The 19,549-nt window shown below is 67.4% G+C and carries 18 protein-coding genes, 1 tRNA gene and 1 pseudogene; 8 read left to right on the top strand and 12 right to left on the bottom strand.

Features of this window, described 5'->3' with window-relative positions:
• Window positions 1-11 precede the first annotated feature (11 nt).
• The 3 genes from H4687_RS24635 to H4687_RS47560 all read right to left on the bottom strand — a co-directional run bounded on the left by H4687_RS24635 (window position 12) and on the right by H4687_RS47560 (window position 1,347).
• Window positions 12-542 (bottom strand): phosphoribosyltransferase, encoded by a 531-nt coding sequence (locus H4687_RS24635; protein WP_050398816.1) that lies wholly within the window; start codon window positions 540-542, stop codon window positions 12-14.
• Window positions 539-1,114: a dCTP deaminase gene (dcd, locus tag H4687_RS24630; protein WP_050398817.1), complete on the bottom strand. Its 576-nt coding sequence runs from the start codon at window positions 1,112-1,114 to the stop codon at window positions 539-541. The genes H4687_RS24635 and dcd overlap by 4 nt, the downstream gene beginning before the upstream one ends.
• Window positions 1,115-1,224: 110 nt before the next feature.
• Window positions 1,225-1,347 (bottom strand): hypothetical protein, encoded by a 123-nt coding sequence (locus tag H4687_RS47560; protein ID WP_257035710.1) that lies wholly within the window; start codon window positions 1,345-1,347, stop codon window positions 1,225-1,227.
• A 329-nt stretch (window positions 1,348-1,676) separates the two neighbouring features.
• Between H4687_RS47560 and H4687_RS24625 the strand changes: the two genes are divergently transcribed.
• Window positions 1,677-1,750: transfer RNA gene (locus H4687_RS24625), tRNA-Gly, on the top strand.
• A 90-nt stretch (window positions 1,751-1,840) separates the two neighbouring features.
• On the opposite strand, the gene H4687_RS24620 is transcribed toward H4687_RS24625, so the two are convergent.
• Window positions 1,841-3,016 (bottom strand): site-specific integrase, encoded by a 1,176-nt coding sequence (locus H4687_RS24620; protein WP_192781713.1) that lies wholly within the window; start codon window positions 3,014-3,016, stop codon window positions 1,841-1,843.
• A gap of 977 nt (window positions 3,017-3,993) precedes the next feature.
• On the opposite strand from H4687_RS24620, the pseudogene H4687_RS24610 reads away from it, so the two are divergent.
• Window positions 3,994-4,496, top strand: a pseudogene (locus H4687_RS24610) (IS256 family transposase); the annotation flags it as partial.
• A gap of 161 nt (window positions 4,497-4,657) precedes the next feature.
• Here H4687_RS24610 and H4687_RS24605 read toward each other — a convergent pair.
• Genes H4687_RS24605 through H4687_RS24595 form a run of 3 tightly spaced genes read right to left on the bottom strand, consistent with a single transcriptional unit; the run spans window position 4,658 to window position 6,794 of the window.
• The gene (locus H4687_RS24605) at window positions 4,658-5,767 is read right to left on the bottom strand and encodes an MAB_1171c family putative transporter (protein ID WP_050398853.1); all 1,110 of its coding nucleotides are present in this window, start codon (window positions 5,765-5,767) and stop codon (window positions 4,658-4,660) included.
• Window positions 5,768-5,790: 23 nt separating this feature from the next.
• Window positions 5,791-6,312: an ImmA/IrrE family metallo-endopeptidase gene (locus H4687_RS24600; protein ID WP_050398855.1), complete on the bottom strand. Its 522-nt coding sequence runs from the start codon at window positions 6,310-6,312 to the stop codon at window positions 5,791-5,793.
• Between the two features lie 11 nt (window positions 6,313-6,323).
• Window positions 6,324-6,794, bottom strand: a complete 471-nt coding sequence (locus tag H4687_RS24595; RefSeq protein WP_233443520.1) for a hypothetical protein — start codon at window positions 6,792-6,794, stop codon at window positions 6,324-6,326.
• A gap of 494 nt (window positions 6,795-7,288) precedes the next feature.
• Here H4687_RS24595 and H4687_RS24590 point away from each other — a divergent pair, with 494 nt between their 5' ends.
• Together H4687_RS24590 and H4687_RS24585 are read left to right on the top strand one after the other, a co-directional pair.
• Complete coding sequence (locus tag H4687_RS24590) at window positions 7,289-8,560, top strand: MFS transporter (RefSeq protein ID WP_078907379.1); 1,272 nt, start codon at window positions 7,289-7,291, stop codon at window positions 8,558-8,560.
• Window positions 8,557-9,783 (top strand): IS701 family transposase, encoded by a 1,227-nt coding sequence (locus H4687_RS24585; protein ID WP_050398821.1) that lies wholly within the window; start codon window positions 8,557-8,559, stop codon window positions 9,781-9,783. Before H4687_RS24590 ends, H4687_RS24585 begins: the two co-directional genes overlap by 4 nt.
• A 39-nt stretch (window positions 9,784-9,822) precedes the next feature.
• Here the strand turns inward: H4687_RS24585 and H4687_RS24580 are convergent, their stop codons facing one another.
• A complete protein-coding gene (locus tag H4687_RS24580) occupies window positions 9,823-10,707 on the bottom strand; it encodes a helix-turn-helix transcriptional regulator (RefSeq protein ID WP_046915945.1) in 885 nt (294 codons plus the stop codon).
• A gap of 240 nt (window positions 10,708-10,947) precedes the next feature.
• Between H4687_RS24580 and H4687_RS24575 the strand changes: the two genes are divergently transcribed.
• Genes H4687_RS24575 through H4687_RS24560 form a run of 4 tightly spaced genes read left to right on the top strand, consistent with a single transcriptional unit; the run spans window position 10,948 to window position 14,789 of the window.
• Window positions 10,948-12,396 carry an MFS transporter gene (locus H4687_RS24575; RefSeq protein WP_046915944.1) on the top strand — a complete coding sequence of 483 codons (1,449 nt, stop codon included), beginning with the start codon at window positions 10,948-10,950 and terminating at the stop codon, window positions 12,394-12,396.
• Entirely contained in the window at window positions 12,386-13,276 is an 891-nt protein-coding gene (locus H4687_RS24570; RefSeq protein WP_233443521.1) for an alpha/beta hydrolase, read from the top strand. The genes H4687_RS24575 and H4687_RS24570 overlap by 11 nt, the downstream gene beginning before the upstream one ends.
• Entirely contained in the window at window positions 13,273-13,797 is a 525-nt protein-coding gene (locus tag H4687_RS24565) for a hypothetical protein (RefSeq protein WP_046915943.1), read from the top strand. The genes H4687_RS24570 and H4687_RS24565 overlap by 4 nt, the downstream gene beginning before the upstream one ends.
• Window positions 13,798-13,811: 14 nt before the next feature.
• The gene (locus H4687_RS24560; RefSeq protein WP_046915942.1) at window positions 13,812-14,789 is read left to right on the top strand and encodes an MsnO8 family LLM class oxidoreductase; all 978 of its coding nucleotides are present in this window, start codon (window positions 13,812-13,814) and stop codon (window positions 14,787-14,789) included.
• A gap of 180 nt (window positions 14,790-14,969) precedes the next feature.
• Here H4687_RS24560 and H4687_RS24555 read toward each other — a convergent pair whose 3' ends face one another.
• From H4687_RS24555 to wecB, 4 genes are all read right to left on the bottom strand, one after another.
• Window positions 14,970-16,115 carry an acyltransferase family protein gene (locus H4687_RS24555; protein ID WP_233443522.1) on the bottom strand — a complete coding sequence of 382 codons (1,146 nt, stop codon included), beginning with the start codon at window positions 16,113-16,115 and terminating at the stop codon, window positions 14,970-14,972.
• A gap of 131 nt (window positions 16,116-16,246) precedes the next feature.
• Window positions 16,247-17,488, bottom strand: coding sequence for an FG-GAP repeat domain-containing protein (locus tag H4687_RS24550; protein WP_046915940.1), 1,242 nt, complete (start codon window positions 17,486-17,488; stop codon window positions 16,247-16,249).
• 20 nt (window positions 17,489-17,508) lie between these two features.
• Complete coding sequence (locus H4687_RS24545; RefSeq protein WP_225966805.1) at window positions 17,509-18,297, bottom strand: hypothetical protein; 789 nt, start codon at window positions 18,295-18,297, stop codon at window positions 17,509-17,511.
• Complete coding sequence (wecB, locus tag H4687_RS24540; RefSeq protein ID WP_046915939.1) at window positions 18,294-19,490, bottom strand: non-hydrolyzing UDP-N-acetylglucosamine 2-epimerase; 1,197 nt, start codon at window positions 19,488-19,490, stop codon at window positions 18,294-18,296. Before wecB ends, H4687_RS24545 begins: the two co-directional genes overlap by 4 nt.
• Window positions 19,491-19,549 lie beyond the last annotated feature (59 nt).

The raw sequence follows: 19,549 nt of genomic DNA, 5'->3' as shown, positions 1-19,549 counted from the left end.
GCCAGCCCCACTCAGGCGTCGAGCACCTGCCCGGCCCGCCTGACGACGGGCTGTTCGACGCTCCACGGGAAGTTGATCCAGTCGTCCGTCCGCCTCCACACGTACTCGCACTTCACGAGGGAGTGGGGCTTCTCGTAGATCACGGCGGAGCGGACCTCGGCCACGGCGTCGAGGCAGAAGTCGTGGACGAGCTTGAGTGTCTTGCCCGTGTCGGCGACGTCGTCCGTGATCAGGACCTTCTTGTCGGAGAAGTCGATCGCGTTCGGGACGGGCGCGAGCATGACGGGCATGTCGAGGGTCGTGCCGACGCCGGTGTAGAACTCCACGTTCACGAGGTGGATGTTCTTGCAGTCCAGGGCGTAGGCCAGCCCGCCGGCGACGAAGACGCCGCCGCGGGCGATGGAGAGGATGATGTCGGGCTCGTACCCGTCGTCGGCGATGGTCTGCGCCAGTTCGCGTACGGCGGTGCCGAACGCCTCGTAGGTGAGGTTCTCGCGGGCGGGCGCGTCGTCGCTCGTCCCGGCCGTCTGCTCGGCGCTCACACCTGGGTCCGGTGGAAGTTGAGGAAGGACCGGGAGGCGGTGGGCCCGCGCTGCCCCTGGTAGCGGGAACCGTAGCGCTCGCTGCCGTAGGGGAACTCGGCCGGCGAACTGAGCCGGAACAGGCACAGCTGCCCGATCTTCATGCCCGGCCAGAGCTTGATCGGAAGCGTCGCGAGGTTCGACAGCTCAAGGGTCACGTGCCCGGAGAAACCGGGGTCGATGAACCCGGCGGTGGAGTGCGTGACGAGCCCGAGCCGCCCGAGGGAACTCTTGCCCTCCAGTCGCGAGGCGAGGTCGTCGGGGAGGGTGATGACCTCGTACGTACTCGCGAGCACGAACTCGCCCGGATGCAGGATGAACGGCTCGTCGCCCTCGGGCTCCACGAGCCGCGTGAGGTCGGACTGTTCGACGGACGGGTCGATGTGGGGGTACCGGTGGTTCTCGAACACCCGGAAGAACCGGTCGAGACGCACGTCGACGCTCGACGGCTGCACCATGGATTCGTCGTACGGATCGATGCGTACCCGTCCGGCGTCGATCTCGGCCCGGATGTCCTTGTCTGAGAGAAGCACGCCCCGAGGATACGCAAGACGCGCGGACCGTCCCTAACCAGCTGGACGAACCCGCGCGCCTGTCTGTTCCTGCTGTGCCGCTTCCAGTGCTTCTGCTACTCCCGCTGCTTCTACCGCTTCTGCAGCGTCACCGGTACGACACTGCGCAACCGGGCGCAGCGCGGGCAGCGCATGAGCCGGCCGGGGCCGAGGCGTTCGGCCTGCTGCATCGGGAACGAAGCGGTGCTGAACATGTGCCCATCGGCACAGCGGACGACGGTGCGCTCCATCAAGTCCAAGAGTCCCTTCCCCAAGAGCCGCGTCTGGCTGTCGACCTACGTCGACCTGACGACGAACCGCCACATTACGGGATACTCGGGACGGCCCTCCAGGCGGCACTCCGATCCCGCCGAAGCCCCACCCGGACCCTCTTCCGCACCTCCACCGTACGCCCCAACTCCCGCGCCCCGCAGCCCCGTCCCCGCCCCACAAACACAACGGGGCCCCACGCCTTCAACGCGCGGGGCCCGACATGAGGTAAAGTAACGACGCGTTCCGACACCGGCACCGACCGGCGTCTTACGCGGGTGTAGTTTAATGGTAGAACATCAGCTTCCCAAGCTGAGAGCGCGAGTTCGATTCTCGTCACCCGCTCCACGCGAAACCCCCAGGCCAGCGGCCCGGGGGTTCTTTGTTGTCTAGACCGGTGGGTGGGTAGCGCACCACAACCGCACCATAAGGACTCGTCTACGTCCCGGTGGACTCCTCCTTGTGGTGCGCGGAGTCGCCCGTGTGGTTCTTCGCACGCTCGGCGCGCACCATCTCGTCGAGGCCGGCCGCCAAGTCGCGCTGCCGCTCGTCGTCGGAGTGCTGGTAGATCAGCGCGGCCTTCTCGGAGGACTGTCCCGCCCGAACCATGGTGTCTTTGAGCGTGGCGCCGGAGCGCGTGGAGAGCGTGTGCCCGGTATGGCGAAGGTCGTAGAAGCGGAAGCCGTCCGGCAGCCCCGCGGCGGCACGCGCACGACGCCACTTCCGGCCGAAGGATGTGCGACGGAAGGCAGCGCCCTTCTCTCCGACGAAGAGAAGTCCATCGGGCCCCTTCTCCGCGTACCAGGCGAGGTGGCGTTTCACGTCCTTCTCCAGGAAGGCGGGAAGGACGACGAGACGGGCACCCGCGTCGGACTTGGTGGCACCGGGAGCGCGCTTGCCGTTGGTCCGCTCGGGCTCGGCGGCACGGACGCGGATCACCAGATTGTCGAGGTCGGCGTCTCGGCGCCGAAGGCCGGCCAGCTCCTCGGGCCGCATCGGTCCGTACGCGCCCAGGTAGACCATGAGACGCCAACGGATACCGATCGCGTCGGCAAGTGCGTCGACCTGGGCGACGGCGGCGATCCGGCGCTCAGCCGCCGACTCCTTCCCCGCGCCCTTGATCCGGCACGGATTGCGGCTGATCAGGTCGTCATCAACGGCCGTCTCCATGATGCCTTTGAGCAGCCTGTACGCCTTGGCAACGGTTGTCTTGGCACTTGTTGCCCGCAGCCGCTCAGCGCGCCATTCGCGGACGCGAGGGGCGGTGATCTCGTCCAGGTCGAGCGTGCCGAAGGCCGGGAGGATGTAGAGCCGAAGAAGGTGTTGGTACAGGTCCACCGTCCGTACGGCCAACTCCCGTTCCTCGACCCACTTCTCGGCGTACTCACGAAAGTTCACGGCGCCCGCGTCGGGAGCGCGCCAGTCGCCCCGGCTGAGATCCGCCTCAACCTGAGAGAGCCAGATCTCAGCGTCCTTCTTCGTCTCGAAGGTCTCGGGTGCACGCACACGCTCGTTGTCGGGAGCAATGTACGACGCCGTCCACTTCCCGGACCGGTACTGCCGCACGGCTCCGAAGCGGGCAGCTCCGAGTCGATGACCTTCGCCGGCCACCAAGCGCGCTCCACCACAGAGGCCACCTCGGCCGGCATCCCAGCGTGAAGTGAGGCCGCTTCCACGGTCAGTTCGCGGGCGAGTCCGCCGGCCACCGCCTCCACCTCGGCTGCCGTACCGCACACATTCACCAGGAGGGCCACGAACTTGCCGTCGTGCTCGAAAAAGCCGTCGTCCCCAGCGGCGGCCTCGGCTACGGCGGAGAGGTGCGGGTCGCTGATGCGTATGGTCTCCGCCCCGCAGTCGCGCCCATGGCGCTTCAGCAGGAAGAGGAGCTGCCTGGCCAGGGTCTCTTCCAGCGGATGGCCTGCGGTGCGCAGTACGGGGACGATCAGAGTCCGACCGTCCAACCCCCATGCGTAGAGGGCGACCGGGTGGCCCTGGCCGTCCCTCAGCAGCTCTCGACGCCACGCGACCGTGTCATCCGTGAGTGACCGAAGGCGCTCGGCGAAAGCCGAGCCGTCGTCGCCGCCCGACTGGTTGAAGAAGGCCACCAGCTCGTACTCCGCACCTGGTGCCACCGCGCTCGACCGGAACTCCGTGCCCATCAGATCGGCCGGGCGATACACCTGGGCTTGCCGCAACTCGTCCACGTGGAGAGTCACGGTGGAGGGCGATACGACGCGGACACGGGCGACTTCCCAAGCCACGTCGGCAAGACGGGACAGGAGCGGGTTCCGGGTGGCCAGGACTTGAAGGCCGGCGCACGATGTCTCGGCCACGTAGTGCAGGCAGCGTCGGAGTGTCGCGTCGACGGGGAGGTCTGCAAGCGACTCCGCGGCTGCCTTCAGCAGCTCAGCCGTTCGTTCGGCCACAGCCTCGGAGGCAGGGGTGAGCTGGCGTAGGCCGTGGAGCGCTGCCCGCTGGTGCTGACGCTCGGCGGTATCGCCGACGTCCCGGATCTGGTGGACGAGTTGGGGCGTGTAGGCGAGTTCGACGAGGTCCGTCATCCAGCCCGCCTCCAGCGCGCGGGACTCCACGTCAAGAAGCGGCAGAAGCGCCTGACCGGCGTCGACGAGATGGTCATCTCGCCGGCCGCGAAGGGGCTGACCACCGGCGCGGTGCAGGCGCACCTGGCCGAGGTCTATGGCGCCGAGGTCTCCCGGCAGACCACCTCCACCATCACCGACAAGGTGCTGGAGGGCATGGCCGAATGGCAGAGCCGCCCCCTCGACGCCGTCTATCCGGTGGTCTTCATCGATGCCATCACGTGAAGATCCGCGACGGTGCGGTGGCCAACCGGCCCATCTACGTGGCTCTGGCCGTGACCACCGAGGGCCGGCGGGAGATCCTGGGGTTGTGGGCCGGTGACGGCGGCGAAGGCGCCAAGCACTGGCTGCACATCCTCACCGAGATCAAGAACCGCGGCGTCAGCGATGTGCTGATGCTGGTCTGTGACGGGCTCAAGGGCCTGCCCGAGGCGGTGGAGACGGTCTGGCCGCGGACGATCGTGCAGACCTGCGTGGTGCACCTGCTGCGGAACCACCCGCAGTCCTTGGCCTTTGCCCCAGGCGCACCCACGCCTCACTCGACGATCCGTTTTCAGCCCGGATCGGACTTGACGGACGAACCGCCAGACCGGTGAGCGATCGATTCACTCTGCCGAGTGGTTGCCGACAAAGAGGCCAGTGATCACCGATCTCTCTACGAAGCCCTGCCGCGCAAAGCGTGGGATATAGATATCAGTGCACCGACATCCGCGCCCAGGTCGTTGGTGTGTGGCAACGCCACCCGTGCTGCGAAGAGTGCCATCTCCGGGTCCTCCGTAGCCGGCTGAAGCGCCAACGCTTCGGTGATGTATTTGGCAGTCTGCTCAGGCGGTCCATGGGCAAGATCGGCGTGAGGGGCGACACGTGTCAGATAAGGGCTCAGGCGCACTAGCCCGTCGCGACATTCGATGAGCCGACGGTAGAAGCGCTCGTGTGCACGGGGGCGCCGGACACGACTCCACATGGACGCTTCCGGGCGGTTCAACACAAGATCCGGGTATGCGGCGACGAGAGCCGACCACAGAGGCGTTAGTTCGCTGTACATGCGACGGTGGTGCAGGGCAGATTTCCAACACAAGAACATTTGGACACTGGCTGAGTAACAAATACCGATCAGAACGATACTCAGCGCCCAGTCAGTCATCGACGAGTTCATGATGCGGAACGCCTCGCGCGATCCGGGTTCACCGATACGCTGAAACGCCCAGATCAATCTATTGACCGCTGCGATCATTAAACCGAAGAGACCAACCACCATGGTCCACAGCCCGAGCGCGAGATGGCGTGATGCCATTCGTGCACAGCGCGACACCCACAGCTTCGCCGTCAAATAAACATAGATATAGTAGAGGTTGCCGATGACGTAGAAGCTCATGATCGCTGGTTGCGCCATGTGCGGTGTACTCAACGTGTGCGCCCGCATCGATGCGGGCGTCGCGATCATGCAGGTCGCCAGGGAGATCAGAACGACGGCGAGGAGCGCGGTGTTGACGTTTAGTTGCCGCCGGTATTCGGCACTCGCACCCAGGACGGATGAGAGGAAGAAGAGGACCAGCACATACACGCCGATCATGTGCACCGCGTTGTACGCAACCTTGTCCACGCCGACCGCCGTCAGCCCGTCGACCGCGCGGATCATCTGCGGGAAACTCAGGATCTCGCCGACGAGGAGCAGCAGCAGACATGAGACCAAGGTCCGCAAAAGTCGGTCATGCGGGGCGCGAACCAAGTCGACGAACTTCCATAACGAACCAATGATCAGCATGACGACCACTGGTTCCTGAGACATCACAGCCACCCGAGGCGAGGGTTCAACGCAGAACGCAGAGGGTGGAGGGCCGGATCCTCGGGTGGGCAGGGCGTGACATAGGCCATGACCACCGCCCACTCCTGGATGATCGTCGCGACGAGTTCCGCCTCGTACTCATAGTCCTCACTGTAGGACGTGCGCTGAAATCCCTGGTTTAGTAATAACTCAGGGAAATCCGGACCGGGATCGGAGAACACATCCGCCGTAATCAGATCATTCTCGTGATCGGCCAGGATATGGCCGATCTCGTGCAATATTATGTGATCTTGATGGAGGCTGGACGTCTCCCTCTGGTAAAAGATAGTCTCCGCACCCGGCTGGGACAGCCACACCCCAGAAGGTCCGGGAATCGGCAGCTCCCAGGGAATCAGCCTGATTTCCTTTCCTCGATACTGGCCGATCTTTTTGCACAATTCATGCACATCCAATGGAGGTCGGATGTCGAGATGGCGCAGAAGACGTCGACAATACCGACGGAGCTGACGTTCCCGTACGGCCACGATATCCTTTCTCATACCCCTAAGTCGGGATCGGGAGTGCCGTCCTGATCGAGAACATCGATCATCTTGAGCAGCTGTTCACGCATGGCCGGCGTCATCATGCCCGCCCTCATCGCGACCTTCCGCACCTGACGACTGGCCAGAACCTGCCGCAATAGCGCGTCATCGGACGCCTCTTGCGCCACGAGCTCGTGGACGGTGATCGGCGGGGCCCCTGGGTCTCGATGATCGTCGAAGAACTTCGCAAGACCCACAAGTACGCTCAATGTCGGGTTCGTGTGGGATCCGTTACGGAGCATCGCGAGGTAACTTCGCGACAGGGTGGCCGGATGGGACGGGTCCTCGGTGACCGCTTTCGCCACTTCGGCGGTCGAGTACTCCCGTTGACGGCCTCGCGGATCCGCCCAACGCACGGTCGCGAACAGCGCGTTCAAGCGCTCGGCCAACGAACACCCCTGCTGCCGGTCGTCATCTACTGTCACGCATCACTCCTGGTGCCGAATCGGCCCCGTGCAGTCACTGGGATGATACATCGGCCCTCTGTACTACGTGTTGGACAGTCCACAAGGTTCCTCCTTGACCTTCGATCGATCGCGTCAATATATTGGCACCATCGCCAACAAGTTGACACCTAAGGGGGCCCCTAGTCGTCCTTGACGAGGCGTGGAGACCCTTGCCGGTCTCCGGCAGGTCAGCGACTCAGAGGATGGAAGGCACTCGCGCGGCACATCGGCGTGCCCGTGGACGCCAGTTCGAATCTGACGGCACGATCGACCCAGCAGGTGTGGGCAGCCGGCGAGGCGCCCCACAAAGACTGCCTCGCGTCTTGTCATGTCACGCACCAATCTTCGGTGGTGCCCGCCGCCGGTTCCCCCGGGCCTTTCCGCTGTCCCAACCAGGCCCAGTCCCCATGCCCTGACAGTTGTGCGCTGCCTGGGGTCGGGCTGCCTGACGCTGCCCGAGAAAGGAGTCTTCCGTGCCGCTGGCACTTCTAGCTCTCGCTGTGGGTGCATTCGCTATCGGCACCACCGAGTTCGTCATCGTAGGTCTGCTACCAGAAGTGGCGGACGACCTGTCGGTGACCATTCCCAGCGCAGGGATGCTGGTCACCGGCTACGCGCTCGGTGTTGTGGTCGGTGCCCCGCTGATGACGGCTGCAGGCACCCGACTGCCGCGCAAGACCATGCTGTTGGTACTCATGGGCGTGTTCATAGCGGGCAATCTGATCTGCGCGGTCGCCCCGGACTACGGCGTACTGATGGCCGGCCGCTTGGTCGCGGCGCTGTGCCACGGGGCGTTCTTCGGCATCGGCTCCGTTGTCGCGGTGGATCTGGTGGCCCCTGGCCGTAAGGCAAGCGCCGTCGCGCTGATGTTCACGGGCCTGACCCTCGCCAACGTCCTCGGGGTTCCGCTGGGCACACTGCTCGGACAGCACTTGGGCTGGCGATCCACGTTCTGGGCGGTCACGGCGCTAGGTGCCACAGGGGCGTTGGGCGTCGCTCTGCTCGTTCCACGTCAGAGCCGTGACGCGGTGTCCGGTCTGCGCGGGGAACTGGCGATGTTCCGGCATCCGCAGGTGTGGCTGGCGATCCTCACGACCACGCTCGGCTTCGCCGGTGTATTTGCCTCGTTCACCTACTTGGTCCCGATGATGACCGGCCTCGCGGGCTATTCCGCTTCGGCGGTCTCCTGGCTTCTGGTCCTGTTCGGTCTCGGCCTGACTGCCGGAAACATCGTCGGTGGCCGGGCTGCCGACCGGGCCGTGATGCCCACGCTCTACTGGGTGTTGGGCTTGCTCGCCACGGTGCTGGTGGTCTTCGTCTTCACCTCCCGCAGCCAGGTGCCGGCCGCCGTGACCATAGCCGTGTTCGGCGCCGTCGGCTTCGCCACCGTCCCGCCACTCCAGATGCGCGTCATGCAGAAGGCCCAGGGCGCACCCGCTATGGCAGCGGCGGCCAACATCGCCGCGTTCAACCTCGGGAACGCGCTGGGCGCCTCGTTCAGCGGCGCTGCCATCGACCACGGGCTGGGTTACACAGCGCCTAACTGGATCGGCGCCGCTCTGGCCGCCACCGGGCTCGGCGTCGCTCTGTTGTCCGGACACCTCGACAGACGCCAGGTCCAGCGCAGTACCGCGGAGCAGCATGCGTCGCCCCCCGACTCCACGGCCTTGGTGGGGAAACACTCGGTCACCACGACGAATCGCACTCGGAACTCTGTAGACGCCAAGGGAGGTCGCCAGTCATGAAGGCGACACGCGCGTGGCAGATCATGGCAGGAGCGGGCATAGACACCGTGGACACGCTGGTCGAGGAGATCTTCGGATATCTACCGCGAGCCGACCAGCGTCGGTGGGCTCATGTCTACCTGAGGGGACTGTTGCTCACCGAGGGCAAGAAGTCCATGCGACGGTTGGCCGAGTCCGTATCCGCCTCACCTACGGCCTGGTATTCATTACAGCAGTTCATCAACAGCAGTCCATGGGAGTGGGAACCGGCCCGTGACGCGCTGAACCGGTGGGTCGAGGAGAGGTCGTCCGTACGGGCCTGGACCCTGACGCCGGTCGCCCTGCCCAAGCGTGGCGGCCACTCCGTGGGCGTGCACCAGCGGTTCGTCAACTCAACCGGGCGGCGCCTCAACTGCCAGCTGGGGATCGCTCTCTTCCTGTCATGCCCCGGTGCCAACTTTCCGATCGACTGGCGTCTGTTCCTTCCTCGGCAGTGGACCGATGACCCTCAGCTACGCCGACGCGCCCGCATACCCGAGACTGAGAGCTTCCAGCCGCAGTGGAAGCACATGCTCGACCTGGTGGGCAGCATGGCCACACGTAGCTCCTCGCCGCCCGTGCCCGTAGTGGCCGATATGAGCGACGCGACCGACTTCAGAGAGCTGACATCCCAGCTGGACCGCACCGGGAGGGACTTCGTGGTCGCCGTGCATCCCCGCCAGTTGTCTGCCGGCTCCGGGAGCATGCGGGAGCGGACGCTCTCCGCCGGCGTGCGGACCGGGCGACAGGGGAGGGCCGACATTGCGGTCGACGGGCTCCCGGGCGCGCCCGGTGCACAACGGACGTGGAGCCGGCGCATCGCCACCGTTACGGGGGCCGACGGCAGATTCCGGCAGGCGCAGATCCTGTCCACTCTCGTGCCGCGGCAGACCAGCGGTGGGCAGCAGACGTACCGGCTGTTCACCGAGCTCGACGCTGCGGGGCGGCCCAGCTCCCAGGTCTGGCTCACCAACCTCGTGCACCACCGGCTGGACGAACTCCTTGAGCTGACCCGTCTCTACATCAGCTCCACCGTCACTGCGGATCTCATGGACGGCGGCCATAATCTGCTGGACTTCGCCGGGCGCTCCTTCCCCGCCTGGCACCACCACATGACCATGGCCTCGGCGGCGTACACCTACATGCGCCTCGCCCACGCCGGGCACCCGATGGAGTCTCTGTTCGCCGGGCGGCGCAGTGCCTGAGCGAGGCGGGCATCGCCCGGCGGCGGGTCCGGCGGTGCTTCAGCTCCGTATCGCCGTCGGGTCCTGTGCCACCGGAGCCGTCACGCTACCGAGCAGCCGCAGCGCCGCCTCCGACGGCGAGCCGGGCTCGGCCGTGTAGGCGATGAGGCGTTGGCCGGAAGCGCCGGGGATGACAAGGTTCTCGAAGCTGAGGTCCATCGCGCCGACTTGCGGATGGCGCAGGTGTTTCACCCCTGAGGTGCAGGTGCGGACCGGGTGCCGGGCCCAGCGGGAAGCGAACTCGTCGCAGTTCATGGTGAGCTGGCCGACGAGTTCCGCGAGGGCGCGGTCGTGGGGATGGCGGCCCGCGACCAGGCGCAAGGAGGCCACGCCGAGTTGGGCCTCCTCGTTCCAGTTCGTAAACAACTCCTGGTACTGCTCGTCCAGGAAGAGCATCCGGGTCAGGTTGGGCCGGGTCGCCGGCACGTCGGGGCTCTCGGGCGCCAGATGTCCGGCGAGCAGGGCGTGCCCCATCCGGTTCCAGGCGAGGACGTCGTTGCGCCGGTCCAGGACGAGGGCAGGCACGTCGCTCATGGCCGCCAGCAATTGTCGGGCCGAGGCGCTGGCATGTGTCACCCGTGGCGAAGCCGACCGGGACGAAGCTGCTGCGGGGCGGGCGAGGTCCTTCAGGTGGGCCGTCTCGTCGTCGGAGAGGCGGAGGGTACGTGCGATCGCCTCCAGCACGCCGTCGGAGGCGCTGAGCGCACGCCCCTGTTCGAGGCGGGTGTAGTGGGTGATGCTGACGCCGGCGAGCATCGCCAGCTCCTCGCGACGGAGGCCGGTGACGCGACGTCGGTTCGGGTGCGGGGTGATGCCGACATCCTCGGGGCGCAGCGCGGCGCGGCGCGACTTGAGGAAGTCTCCCAACTCGGACGGGGCGTCCATCCATGCCTCCAGGTCGGCGGAGTGCGACAGGCCGTGGCCACTGACTTCCCATGATGCCCGCCTGTTCCGGAGGCCGGGGGCTGTAAGGGTGGTCCTGTGATGACTACCCTCCCGCTGGCTGTGCGAGACAGGGTTCTGGCTGGCGATCCGGGCAACGACGAGCCTCTTCTCTGTAACCGCGCGCGACGCGACCCAGTGTGCGCGGGTTTCACGGAACCGTGAGGAAAGGGACTCGACGTCATGTCTGTCACTGATTCGGAGGCGGCCGGTACCGCGTCCGGCACCGCCGTCGGCACGGCACCGACCGTGCTCACACCCCGGCTCCGGCTGGTACTGGTGCTGCTGCTCGCCGCCCAGTTCATGCTGGCCGTGGACTTCTCCATCCTGAACGTGGCGCTGCCGGTGATAGGCGAGGGCCTCGGCTTCTCGCTCGGGCACCTGCAGTGGATCGCCACATCATTTGCCCTGTGCGCCGCCGGCTTCACCCTGCTCTTCGGCCGGGTCGCGGACCTGTTCGGCCGTCGACGGCTGTTTCTCGGCGGCCTCGTCCTCCTGGGCGCGGCCTCACTCGTGGGCGGCCTGGCGCAGAGCCCGGAAGTGCTGATCGCGGCCCGCGTCTGCCAGGGCCTGGCCACCGCCGCCGTCACCCCGGCCGGGTTGTCGCTACTGACGACCTCGTTCCCGGAGGGTCCGCTGCGCGAGAAGGCGCTCGGCCTCAACGGGGCGTTGATGTCCGCCGGGTTCACCACCGGAGCCATCCTCGGCGGCCTGCTGACCGACCTGCTGTCGTGGCGCTGGGCGTTCTTCATCAACGTGCCCGTCGCCCTCGCCGTGCTGGTCATCGCCCCGACGGTCATCAAGGAATCCCGGCCCGACGAGCGCCCGAAGCTGGACCTGCCCGGTGCGATCAGCGTCACGCTCGGCCTGCTGGCCATCGTCTTCGGCCTCACCCAGGCCGGTGAGAAGGGCTGGGGCTCGGCGGACGCACTGCTGCCGCTGGCGGCGGGTGTGGCACTGCTGCTCGTGTTCTACGCCGTCGAGCGCAAGGTGTCCGCGCCGCTGGTCCCGCTCAGCGTGCTTGGCAAGCGCTCCGTGGCCTGGGGCAACGTCGCCGGTCTGATCGCGTTCGTCACCGAGACCTCGCTGGTCTTCCTGCTGACCCTCTACCTCCAGGAAGTGCTCGGCTTCTCCCCGCTGGCCGCCGGTCTGTCCTTCGGTGTACTGGGCATCGGAACGGTCGTAGGCGGCTCCACGGCCCCGCGGGTCATCGGGAAGATCGGCAGTAAGCAGACGCTGATCGTGGGCGGCATTCTGCAGACCGTGTTCACCGTGGCCCTGCTCGGCCTCGGCGACGACCGCTCGTGGATGTGGCTGCTGCTGGTCGCCACCTTCGCCGGTGGAGTCGGAAACATGCTCGTCATCGTGGGATTCATGGTCACCGCCACCTCGGGGCTCGCCGACCACGAACAGGGCCTGGCCACCGGCCTCGCCACCATGACCCAGCAGGTCGGCATCACCATGGGTACGCCGATCATGAGCGCCATCGCCACCGCCGCCATGACCGGCACCGGAGCCTCGGCCATGCTCGGCGGTCTGAAGGTCGCGATCGCGGTGAACGCCGCCATCGTGCTCCTCGGCACCCTCACCAGCGCCCTGTTCCTGCGCGGCGCCCGGTCGAGTGCGCACTGACGACGGGCGGTACGGGCCGCCGGACGCCGGCCTGCGAGCCCTCACCTCCGTACGTCTCGGCGACCCACAGCGCGAGGAGGCCGACTGGGAGGGCCGGTCGCTCAACGCTGGGACGCACAGCATCCCGGTGCGGGTCTACCGGCCCGGCCCGAACCCGTACGGCTGGCTGGTCTGGGCGCACGGCGGCAGCTGGCAGGCGGGGTCCGTGGAGTACTGGCACGAACCGGTCATGGATCTCGCCCGGGTGTCGGGGTGCACCGTGGTCAGCACCGGATATCGTCTGGCACCCCGCCACCGGCACCCGGCCCAGCTCGACGACGTCCTGACTGCACTGTCATGGGCCGGCGAGCAGGCGGAGCCCGGCGAGCCGGTCGCGGTCGGGGGCGACAGCGCGGGCGGCACCATCGCCGCCTGCGCGGCCCTCGCCCGCCGCGACCGGGGTGAACCGCTCGCTGCCCAGGTGCTGGCCTACCCGCCGCTCGACCCTGACTGCGCCGCCCCCTCCTACACGCGCGAGCCCGGCGCGTTCCCCTCGGCAGAGGACCTACGGCGGGCGTGGCGGGGGTACCGGGGGGCGAGGGGCACCGCTGTACGTGACGGCGAGCGGCTGCACAGCACCCCGCTGGAGGCCGTGCGACTCGACGGACTGGCCCCGGCCATCCTCGCCGTCGGAGACCTCGACCCGGTCGCCGACGACGTCACGGGGTACGCGCGGCGACTGGAGGGAGCGGGAAACGACGTACGTCTGCGCGTCTTCCCCCACACCCCGCACGCCGTCTTCCTCGCCGCCGACCGCTCCGGCCCGCACGACCCTCCCCTGAGGCACTGGCTTGGCACGGCGCTGCGCGAGCGGCTGCGGCCACGGAAGGAGACAGCATGACGACCGAGACACCGGAGGCCACCGGCCTCCCGCACATCGACGCACTGGCCCGGCACTTCGCCGACCTGCGCGACGGCACCCACGGCGAGGACGGCGACACCGTGTCCCGCCTGGGCAAGGAGCGGCACTTCCGACGGGCCGTCGAACTGCTCCACCCCTATGCCGTGCAGGTCCTCGACGAGTTCGACGCCACTCTGTTCCTCGGCACGGGCGAGGTCGACGCGACCGGGGTCCGGCGCACCCGGGACGGCGGCCTCGGAGCGTCCTGGACGCTGTCGTGGCCGGAGCAGCGCGAGACCGAGATCGCTCCCATCACGCTGCTGGCGTACTACGGGGGCGGGTTCCACCACCCGCACCTGCGAGGCGCGACCGTCCACGACTGGCCCTTGAACGTGTTCACGCCCGAGCAGGCGGAGACGGAGGTACCCACACTCCGGGCCATCGCCACCGGCGACCTGCACAACCTGGTGTTCCAGCGCGACTACCGGATCGTGCCCGCCGTCGCGCGGGCGGGGAAATGAGAGGGGCACCACCCATGGCACCGCGTCTGTCCGTGCTGGACCAGTCGCCCATCGGCGTCGGCTTCTCGTCCGCGGACGCACTGCATGCGTCGGTCGAACTGGCCCAGGCCGCCGAAGAGTTGGGATACGTCCGCTACTGGACGGCAGAGCACCACGGCTCGCCGGGCTTCGCGGGCACCGCCCCCGAGATCCTGGCCGCGATCCTGCTGGCCCGCACGCGGCGGATGCGCGTGGGCACCGGCGGAGTGCTGCTGCCCCGTTACCCGGCGGCGAAGGTGGCGGAGGTCTTCGGCGTCCTTGCCTCGGTGTTCCCCGGCCGTGTCGACCTCGGCCTCGGCCGCGCAGGCGGCCCGGCCCACGACTATCCGCAGCGGGTCCTCGCGGTGCGCCTGCTGTTGGGGTTGGACGGCGACGGGACGCCCACCGAGGACGAGGTGAGCCCCGTCGCCGTCCAACCCCGGATGTGGCTCCTCGGGGCCGGCCTCAACTCCGGCGAGCTGGCAGGCCGGTTGGGTACCGATTACGCCTTCGCGCACTTTCTCGTGCCCGGTCCGGCGCGGGCGGCCCTCGATTCCTACCGGGCGGCGTACACCGAGCAGACGGGCCGCCCCTCGCCCGGCGGTGTTCTCGCGGTGCGCGTGGTCACCGCCGAGAGCAAGGACCGGGCCGAGGCACTGGCGCAGAGTGTCCTGCTGTGGCGCAGCCGCAAGGACCTCGGCGAAGACCTCCCCCTGCCCACTCCCGAGGAGGCTCTCACCCATCGGTGGACCGGCCTGGAGAAGGAACGCGCCGCAGCCCGCCGGGACTCCCTGGTATGGGGAACCCCGGATCAGGTCCACGAGCGCCTGACGGCCCTGGCCGCCGAACACTGCGTCGACGAGGTGATGGTCAACACCTTGACCTGCGACCCTGCCGACCGCCTGAACTCCTACCGGTTGCTCGCCGAGGTCTTCGCCGACCGGCCTCGGTCCGCGGCTCCAGCGGGTATGTGAACTCCTGGGCAACGGGGATGGCAGAGGGCTCGTGTCCCTCTGCCATCCCCGTCCGTCCTGTCCGCCCGGGACAGCGCCCCCTGCCAGGGGATGAAGGGAGTGCCCCTACGGTCCGGGGCCCGCGTAGAGGAGCGGTGGGGCAAGGCCCCGCTGACGGACCCACGCCGTCAGCGGGGCCTGTCACAGCGCGCGAAGCGAGGTCGGCTCAGCGGGCTCCGCGTCGGCGGCGACGGGGGCGGGAACGTCCGGGAGCGGGGAACGGACCTCCTTGCGGCTGCGGCTGAGGCGGCGCATGGCCGGCATCTCCACAAAGCGGTACAGCAGCCAACCACCCAGCAGGGACGTGCCGAAGAACCCCAGGATCAGTAGCATCGCACCAAGCACGCCATAGGTGGCGCCGTCCAACAGGGAGCGCAGGTAGAAGATCGACACGCCCTGGACCAGGTAGAACCCGAAGGAGACCTCGCCGAGCCACACCATGGGGCGGCTGCGCAGCCAAGTGCGGCGCCCGGCGACGTCGGCTGCCGCGACCGAGGCGATCAGCGCACCAATGGGAATGATCGTCGCTGCGACGAACGTGTACTCGAACGGCAGGACGAACCCGGCCGCGTAACCGATCGCGCAGAGACCCAGAGACACTCCGATGCCGATCCGCTGCGGCCAGCGGCCTGCCAGTACGATCCGAGCGAGCAGGATGCCGAGCGTGAACTCGAAAAGACGGCCCGGCGGGAACAAGTAGCCGAACCAGAACTGCATGTCGGAGATCGGAGTGATCGCCGACTTGGGCGTGTCCGGTACCAGGTTCATCGAGACCAGCTGGAACACCACCGTCCCTGCGACCATGACCGCCGACCATGCCCACAGCGCCCCGTCCCGGATCTTCTGGATCGGCACGATCAGCAGCGGGAACAGCAAGTAGAAGAGCAGCTCGCTGCCGAGGGACCAACTCGGCGGGTTCACGCTGAGGTTGATCTCGGGCTGTGGGAAGAAGGTGTGCACGAGCAGCATGTTCGGCAGCCACTGCCCGATCGAGTTGATCGTGGCGCCGGCGAAGAGGATCAGCGACGCCGCGAACACGACGAGGTGGTTCGGGAAGATCTTCGTCATACGACGTCGCCAGAACGCCCGCGCCGACTGCCCCGGCCGCGCCGACCAGGCCAGCACGAAGCCCGATAGTACGAAGAAGAAGGACACCCCGATGTAGCCGGTGTTGAGGAACGTCTTCTCGTAAGCGTGCGCGATGTCGGCGTCGGCGAATGGGTTGATCGGATCGTTCGGCGGAATGGGCGAATTGGAGAGGGAGGAATGGAAGAAGAAGACCAGCAACGCCGCGAAGAACCGAAGACCGGTCAGCGACGGCAGCTTGGCTCGGTTTGATGAAACCATGACAATCCCTTTGGCGGGCGGAGATGAGGAGACGGACCCGCGCCCCAGAAGGGGGCGCGGGGAACGGAACTTCAGCCGACGGTGCCGGTCTCGTTGCGATGCAGAACGATCTTCGCGTCCTTGGCCACGTAGTAGTTCTGCACCGAGTAGGCGATTGTCGCGAAGTCGAGCCGCCCGTCGCCGTTGAAGTCGGCGGTGGCGATCCGCGCGACCGACTCGTCCGACACCCGCCACTTCGTCCAGATGCCCCTGGCCGCGTCGACGGCCTTGTAGTAGATGACGCCCTGCCAGGGCCACGGGCCTCGCAGCGCCACCAGGAACTCGTCCTCGCCGTCCCCGTCGAAGTCGGCGCACACGATCTGATGGCCGGGACCCTCGCCGTTCTCGTTGGGGTCGCCGTACACGTCCAGCAGCGTCCGCTCCCAGCTTCCCCCGGCTGCCGGCCCGCCGTCGCGCTTGGTGTAGACGGCGACCGTGTTGCCGTGGAACGGCTCTATCGCCGCGACGTACGCCATGGGGTCGTCACCGAGCCGTCCGGCGTTGAGGTCACCGCTGCCCCGGAAACCGGTCTTCTCGAACTGGGTAAGCTCGCCGGTACCGACGAGCTCGCGCTTCCACTCGCCGCGCGAGTCGTCGTAGTACAGCCAGGTGACGCCCTCGTCGGAGGCCAGCAGGACCGAGTCCCGGTCCGAGCCGGGGATGAGGCCCCGCTTCTTCTCCGCACCGTGGATCATGCGGAAGTTGCTGTCGTCGATGACCGTCATCGGCCATTCCTCGGCGGTCATCACGTCGTCGGGCTGAGTGAACAGCACCACCGGCAGCACCGCGTGCACATCCGCCTCGGCCACGATCGGCAGCCCGATGATCTCCAGGCGCTCCGACTGCGTGAAGTAGCCCGCCCGCAGGCGGTGCATGCCAGTTGCCCGGCCGACGTAGTGCCTCTTCCAGCGGGAGGGGTCCTTGTCCGGAGAACCGGGGTTCTCCAGCCAGGCGATCTTGCCACCTTCAGGGTCGGGGTCGACAATCGTGCCGATCGGCCCGTACAGCTCGTAGCAGACGATCATGTCGGGGGATCCGCTGCCACTGACGTCAGCGAAATCCGCGCCGACCGGCATGCGGAACCCGTCGGCGGCCAGGCGCCGGGTCCACTCGCCGTCGTTCTGGTACCAGTAGATTTCACCCAGCCGCAGCCCGTAGCCGAACAGGTCGGGTCGCCCGTCGCCGTCGATGTCGGCGGCTTCCAGCCAGTAACCGTCGCGGAGTTGGTCGGCCACCAGCTCGGGGGTGAACTTCGGGGTCCGTATCTCGGTCATGTCGTGTCTCCGCTCGACGGTCACCGCGCGACGCGGTGGTACTCGATGGCCAGCCATACGCAGTCGGTGTCGGCGTAGTACTGGTGCCAGGGGTAGGTGTAGGAGCCGTCAGGCCCGGGGGAACAGAAGGGATCCGGGGTGGTGTAGCCGGGGCTCATCAGGACGTCCTGGTAGAGCGTGGAGTGGTCCTGCTCCTTGAACTTCTGCATGCGGCCGAGTCCGGCCACCTGCGTGTGGACCTCGATGAAGTCATGCCGGTTGTGGATGAAACAGTCGGTGCCCGCCGGGGCGAACCACAGGTTGACCCTGGCCTCAAAAGGCTTCGGCGAACCCTCCCCCGCCGTCTCCCGCAGCAGGTGGGCCGGGTCGAACTCGACTTGGCCGAGGGTGTCCTGAGGGCTTCGCCACAGGGGGATCCTCCTGTCGAAGGGAAGGCCGCCAGTGGTGCTGGGACCGTCGCCGATCACATCGCCCAGAAGTGTCCAGCCCGGCTCGCCCGTGATGCCGCTGATGGCACCGGTTGCCTCGTCGTGGACGCGGAGTATGACCAGGAGGTCGGCCTGCGTGAGCGTCGTGTCGGCCACGATCGTCGAGGTCAGGGGTAAGATCGGCCGCCTCGGGGACTCGGCGACGTACACGTCCCGCGTCCCGCAGTTGACAACGATCGCCCGGCCGTCGATCCGGTACTCGTCGGAACCCCTCACGGTTGTCGCCGCGATGTGGGCACCGGTGAAGTTCAGTGTGCGCACACCGTCCTGGTTGTCCGCCCGCGTATCCGTGTGCTGCTCGCTGGTCGTCATCCCGGTCATGTCCGCGCGTACTCCGCTCTGCGTGCCGTCTCGTTGGTCAGCTCGTCGATCGGGGTCTCCGGCACGAACGGCTCCGCGGGTGGCCCGTCGCCGAAGAAGTGCGCGATCGCGTCGATCGTGCGTCGCGTGGCCCGCCCGTCGCCGTACGGGTTGGCGGCGGAGGCCATCCGTGCGTATGCCTCCTTGTCGCGAAGCAGCCGTACGGTGTGGGCGTACACGCCGTCGTACGCAGTGCCGACCAGGCGTGCCGTGCCTGCAACCACGGCCTCCGAACGCTCGGTCACATTGCTGATCACCAGCGTCGGCTTCCCCAGCGCCGGGCCCTCCTCCTGGGCTCCACTCGAGTCCGAGAGAATGATGTCGGCGCGCCGCATGAGCCTGCAGAAGTGCAGGTACGGCAGCGGATCGACGATCGTGATGTCCGGATGTCCGCCGATGAGGGGCAGCATCGCCTGCCGTACCGACGGGTTGCGGTGCAGTGGCACGATCACCCGAGTGTCGGGCTCGTCCGCGATCCTGGCGAACGCCTGGGCTATCTGGGGAAGATGGGGCCAGGCGTCCCTTCGGTGGGCGGAGGCCAGTACCACTCGCCGACGGTCGCCTGCCAGGTCCTCCAGCATCGGGTGGCCGAAGCTGTCCGCCTTGCCACTCGCCCACTGCAGGGCGTCGATGACCGTGTTGCCGGTCACCGCTATCGCCTCCTCGGCGATGCCCTCGGCCAGGAGGTTCGCTTTGTTGCCCGGAGTGGGCGCGAGGTGCAGGGCCGCGATCTGGGCGACCATGCGGCGGTTTCCTTCCTCGGGGAAGGGGGACCCGAGGAAGCCGCTGCGCAGACCCGCCTCCACGTGGACGACGGGGATCTGATGATGGAAGCCGGCCAGGGCACCGGCCATGGTGGTGGCCGTGTCGCCGTGCACCAGCACGGCCTCGACCTTCCGAGTGCTCAGCTGGCCCTCCAACTCGCGTAGAGCACGGTAAGTGGTCTGCGAGAGCGTCTGCTTGGGGACCATGACACCGAGGTCGATGTCAGGAGTGAGATCGAAAGCCTTCATGGTCTCGTTCAGCATTTCCCGGTGCTGTCCAGTCGAGATGACGACCGGTTCGAAGCGGGGGTCGTCCCGCAGCGCGTGTATCACCGGGGCGAACTTGATGGCCTCCGGGCGGGTGCCCAGGACCACGGCAACAGGTCGCATCAGGTGTCTCCCGATTGAGGTGTCGCGTGAGAAGGCCGGTTTCCAGCACACTGAAACCA

The organism is Streptomyces stelliscabiei (assembly GCF_014873495.1).
Lineage (GTDB): Bacteria > Actinomycetota > Actinomycetes > Streptomycetales > Streptomycetaceae > Streptomyces > Streptomyces bottropensis.
Note: the sequence above shows the minus strand (reverse complement) of the source record. Positions and strands in the feature narration are given on the sequence as shown.

Bases quoted from the DNA above. Each gene is read 5' to 3' on its own strand.
- H4687_RS24585 (WP_050398821.1), top strand. From the start codon at position 8,557: ATGAAGGCGACACGCGCGTGGCAGATCATGGCAGGAGCGGGCATAGAC.
- H4687_RS47560 (WP_257035710.1), bottom strand. From the start codon at position 1,347: ATGTTCAGCACCGCTTCGTTCCCGATGCAGCAGGCCGAACGCCTCGGC.
- H4687_RS24545 (WP_225966805.1), bottom strand. From the start codon at position 18,297: ATGACCGGGATGACGACCAGCGAGCAGCACACGGATACGCGGGCGGAC.
- H4687_RS24580 (WP_046915945.1), bottom strand. From the start codon at position 10,707: ATGGACGCCCCGTCCGAGTTGGGAGACTTCCTCAAGTCGCGCCGCGCC.
- H4687_RS24550 (WP_046915940.1), bottom strand. From the start codon at position 17,488: ATGACCGAGATACGGACCCCGAAGTTCACCCCCGAGCTGGTGGCCGAC.
- H4687_RS24565 (WP_046915943.1), top strand. From the start codon at position 13,273: ATGACGACCGAGACACCGGAGGCCACCGGCCTCCCGCACATCGACGCA.
- H4687_RS24575 (WP_046915944.1), top strand. From the start codon at position 10,948: ATGTCTGTCACTGATTCGGAGGCGGCCGGTACCGCGTCCGGCACCGCC.
- wecB (WP_046915939.1), bottom strand. From the start codon at position 19,490: ATGCGACCTGTTGCCGTGGTCCTGGGCACCCGCCCGGAGGCCATCAAG.
- H4687_RS24560 (WP_046915942.1), top strand. From the start codon at position 13,812: ATGGCACCGCGTCTGTCCGTGCTGGACCAGTCGCCCATCGGCGTCGGC.
- H4687_RS24605 (WP_050398853.1), bottom strand. From the start codon at position 5,767: ATGCTGATCATTGGTTCGTTATGGAAGTTCGTCGACTTGGTTCGCGCC.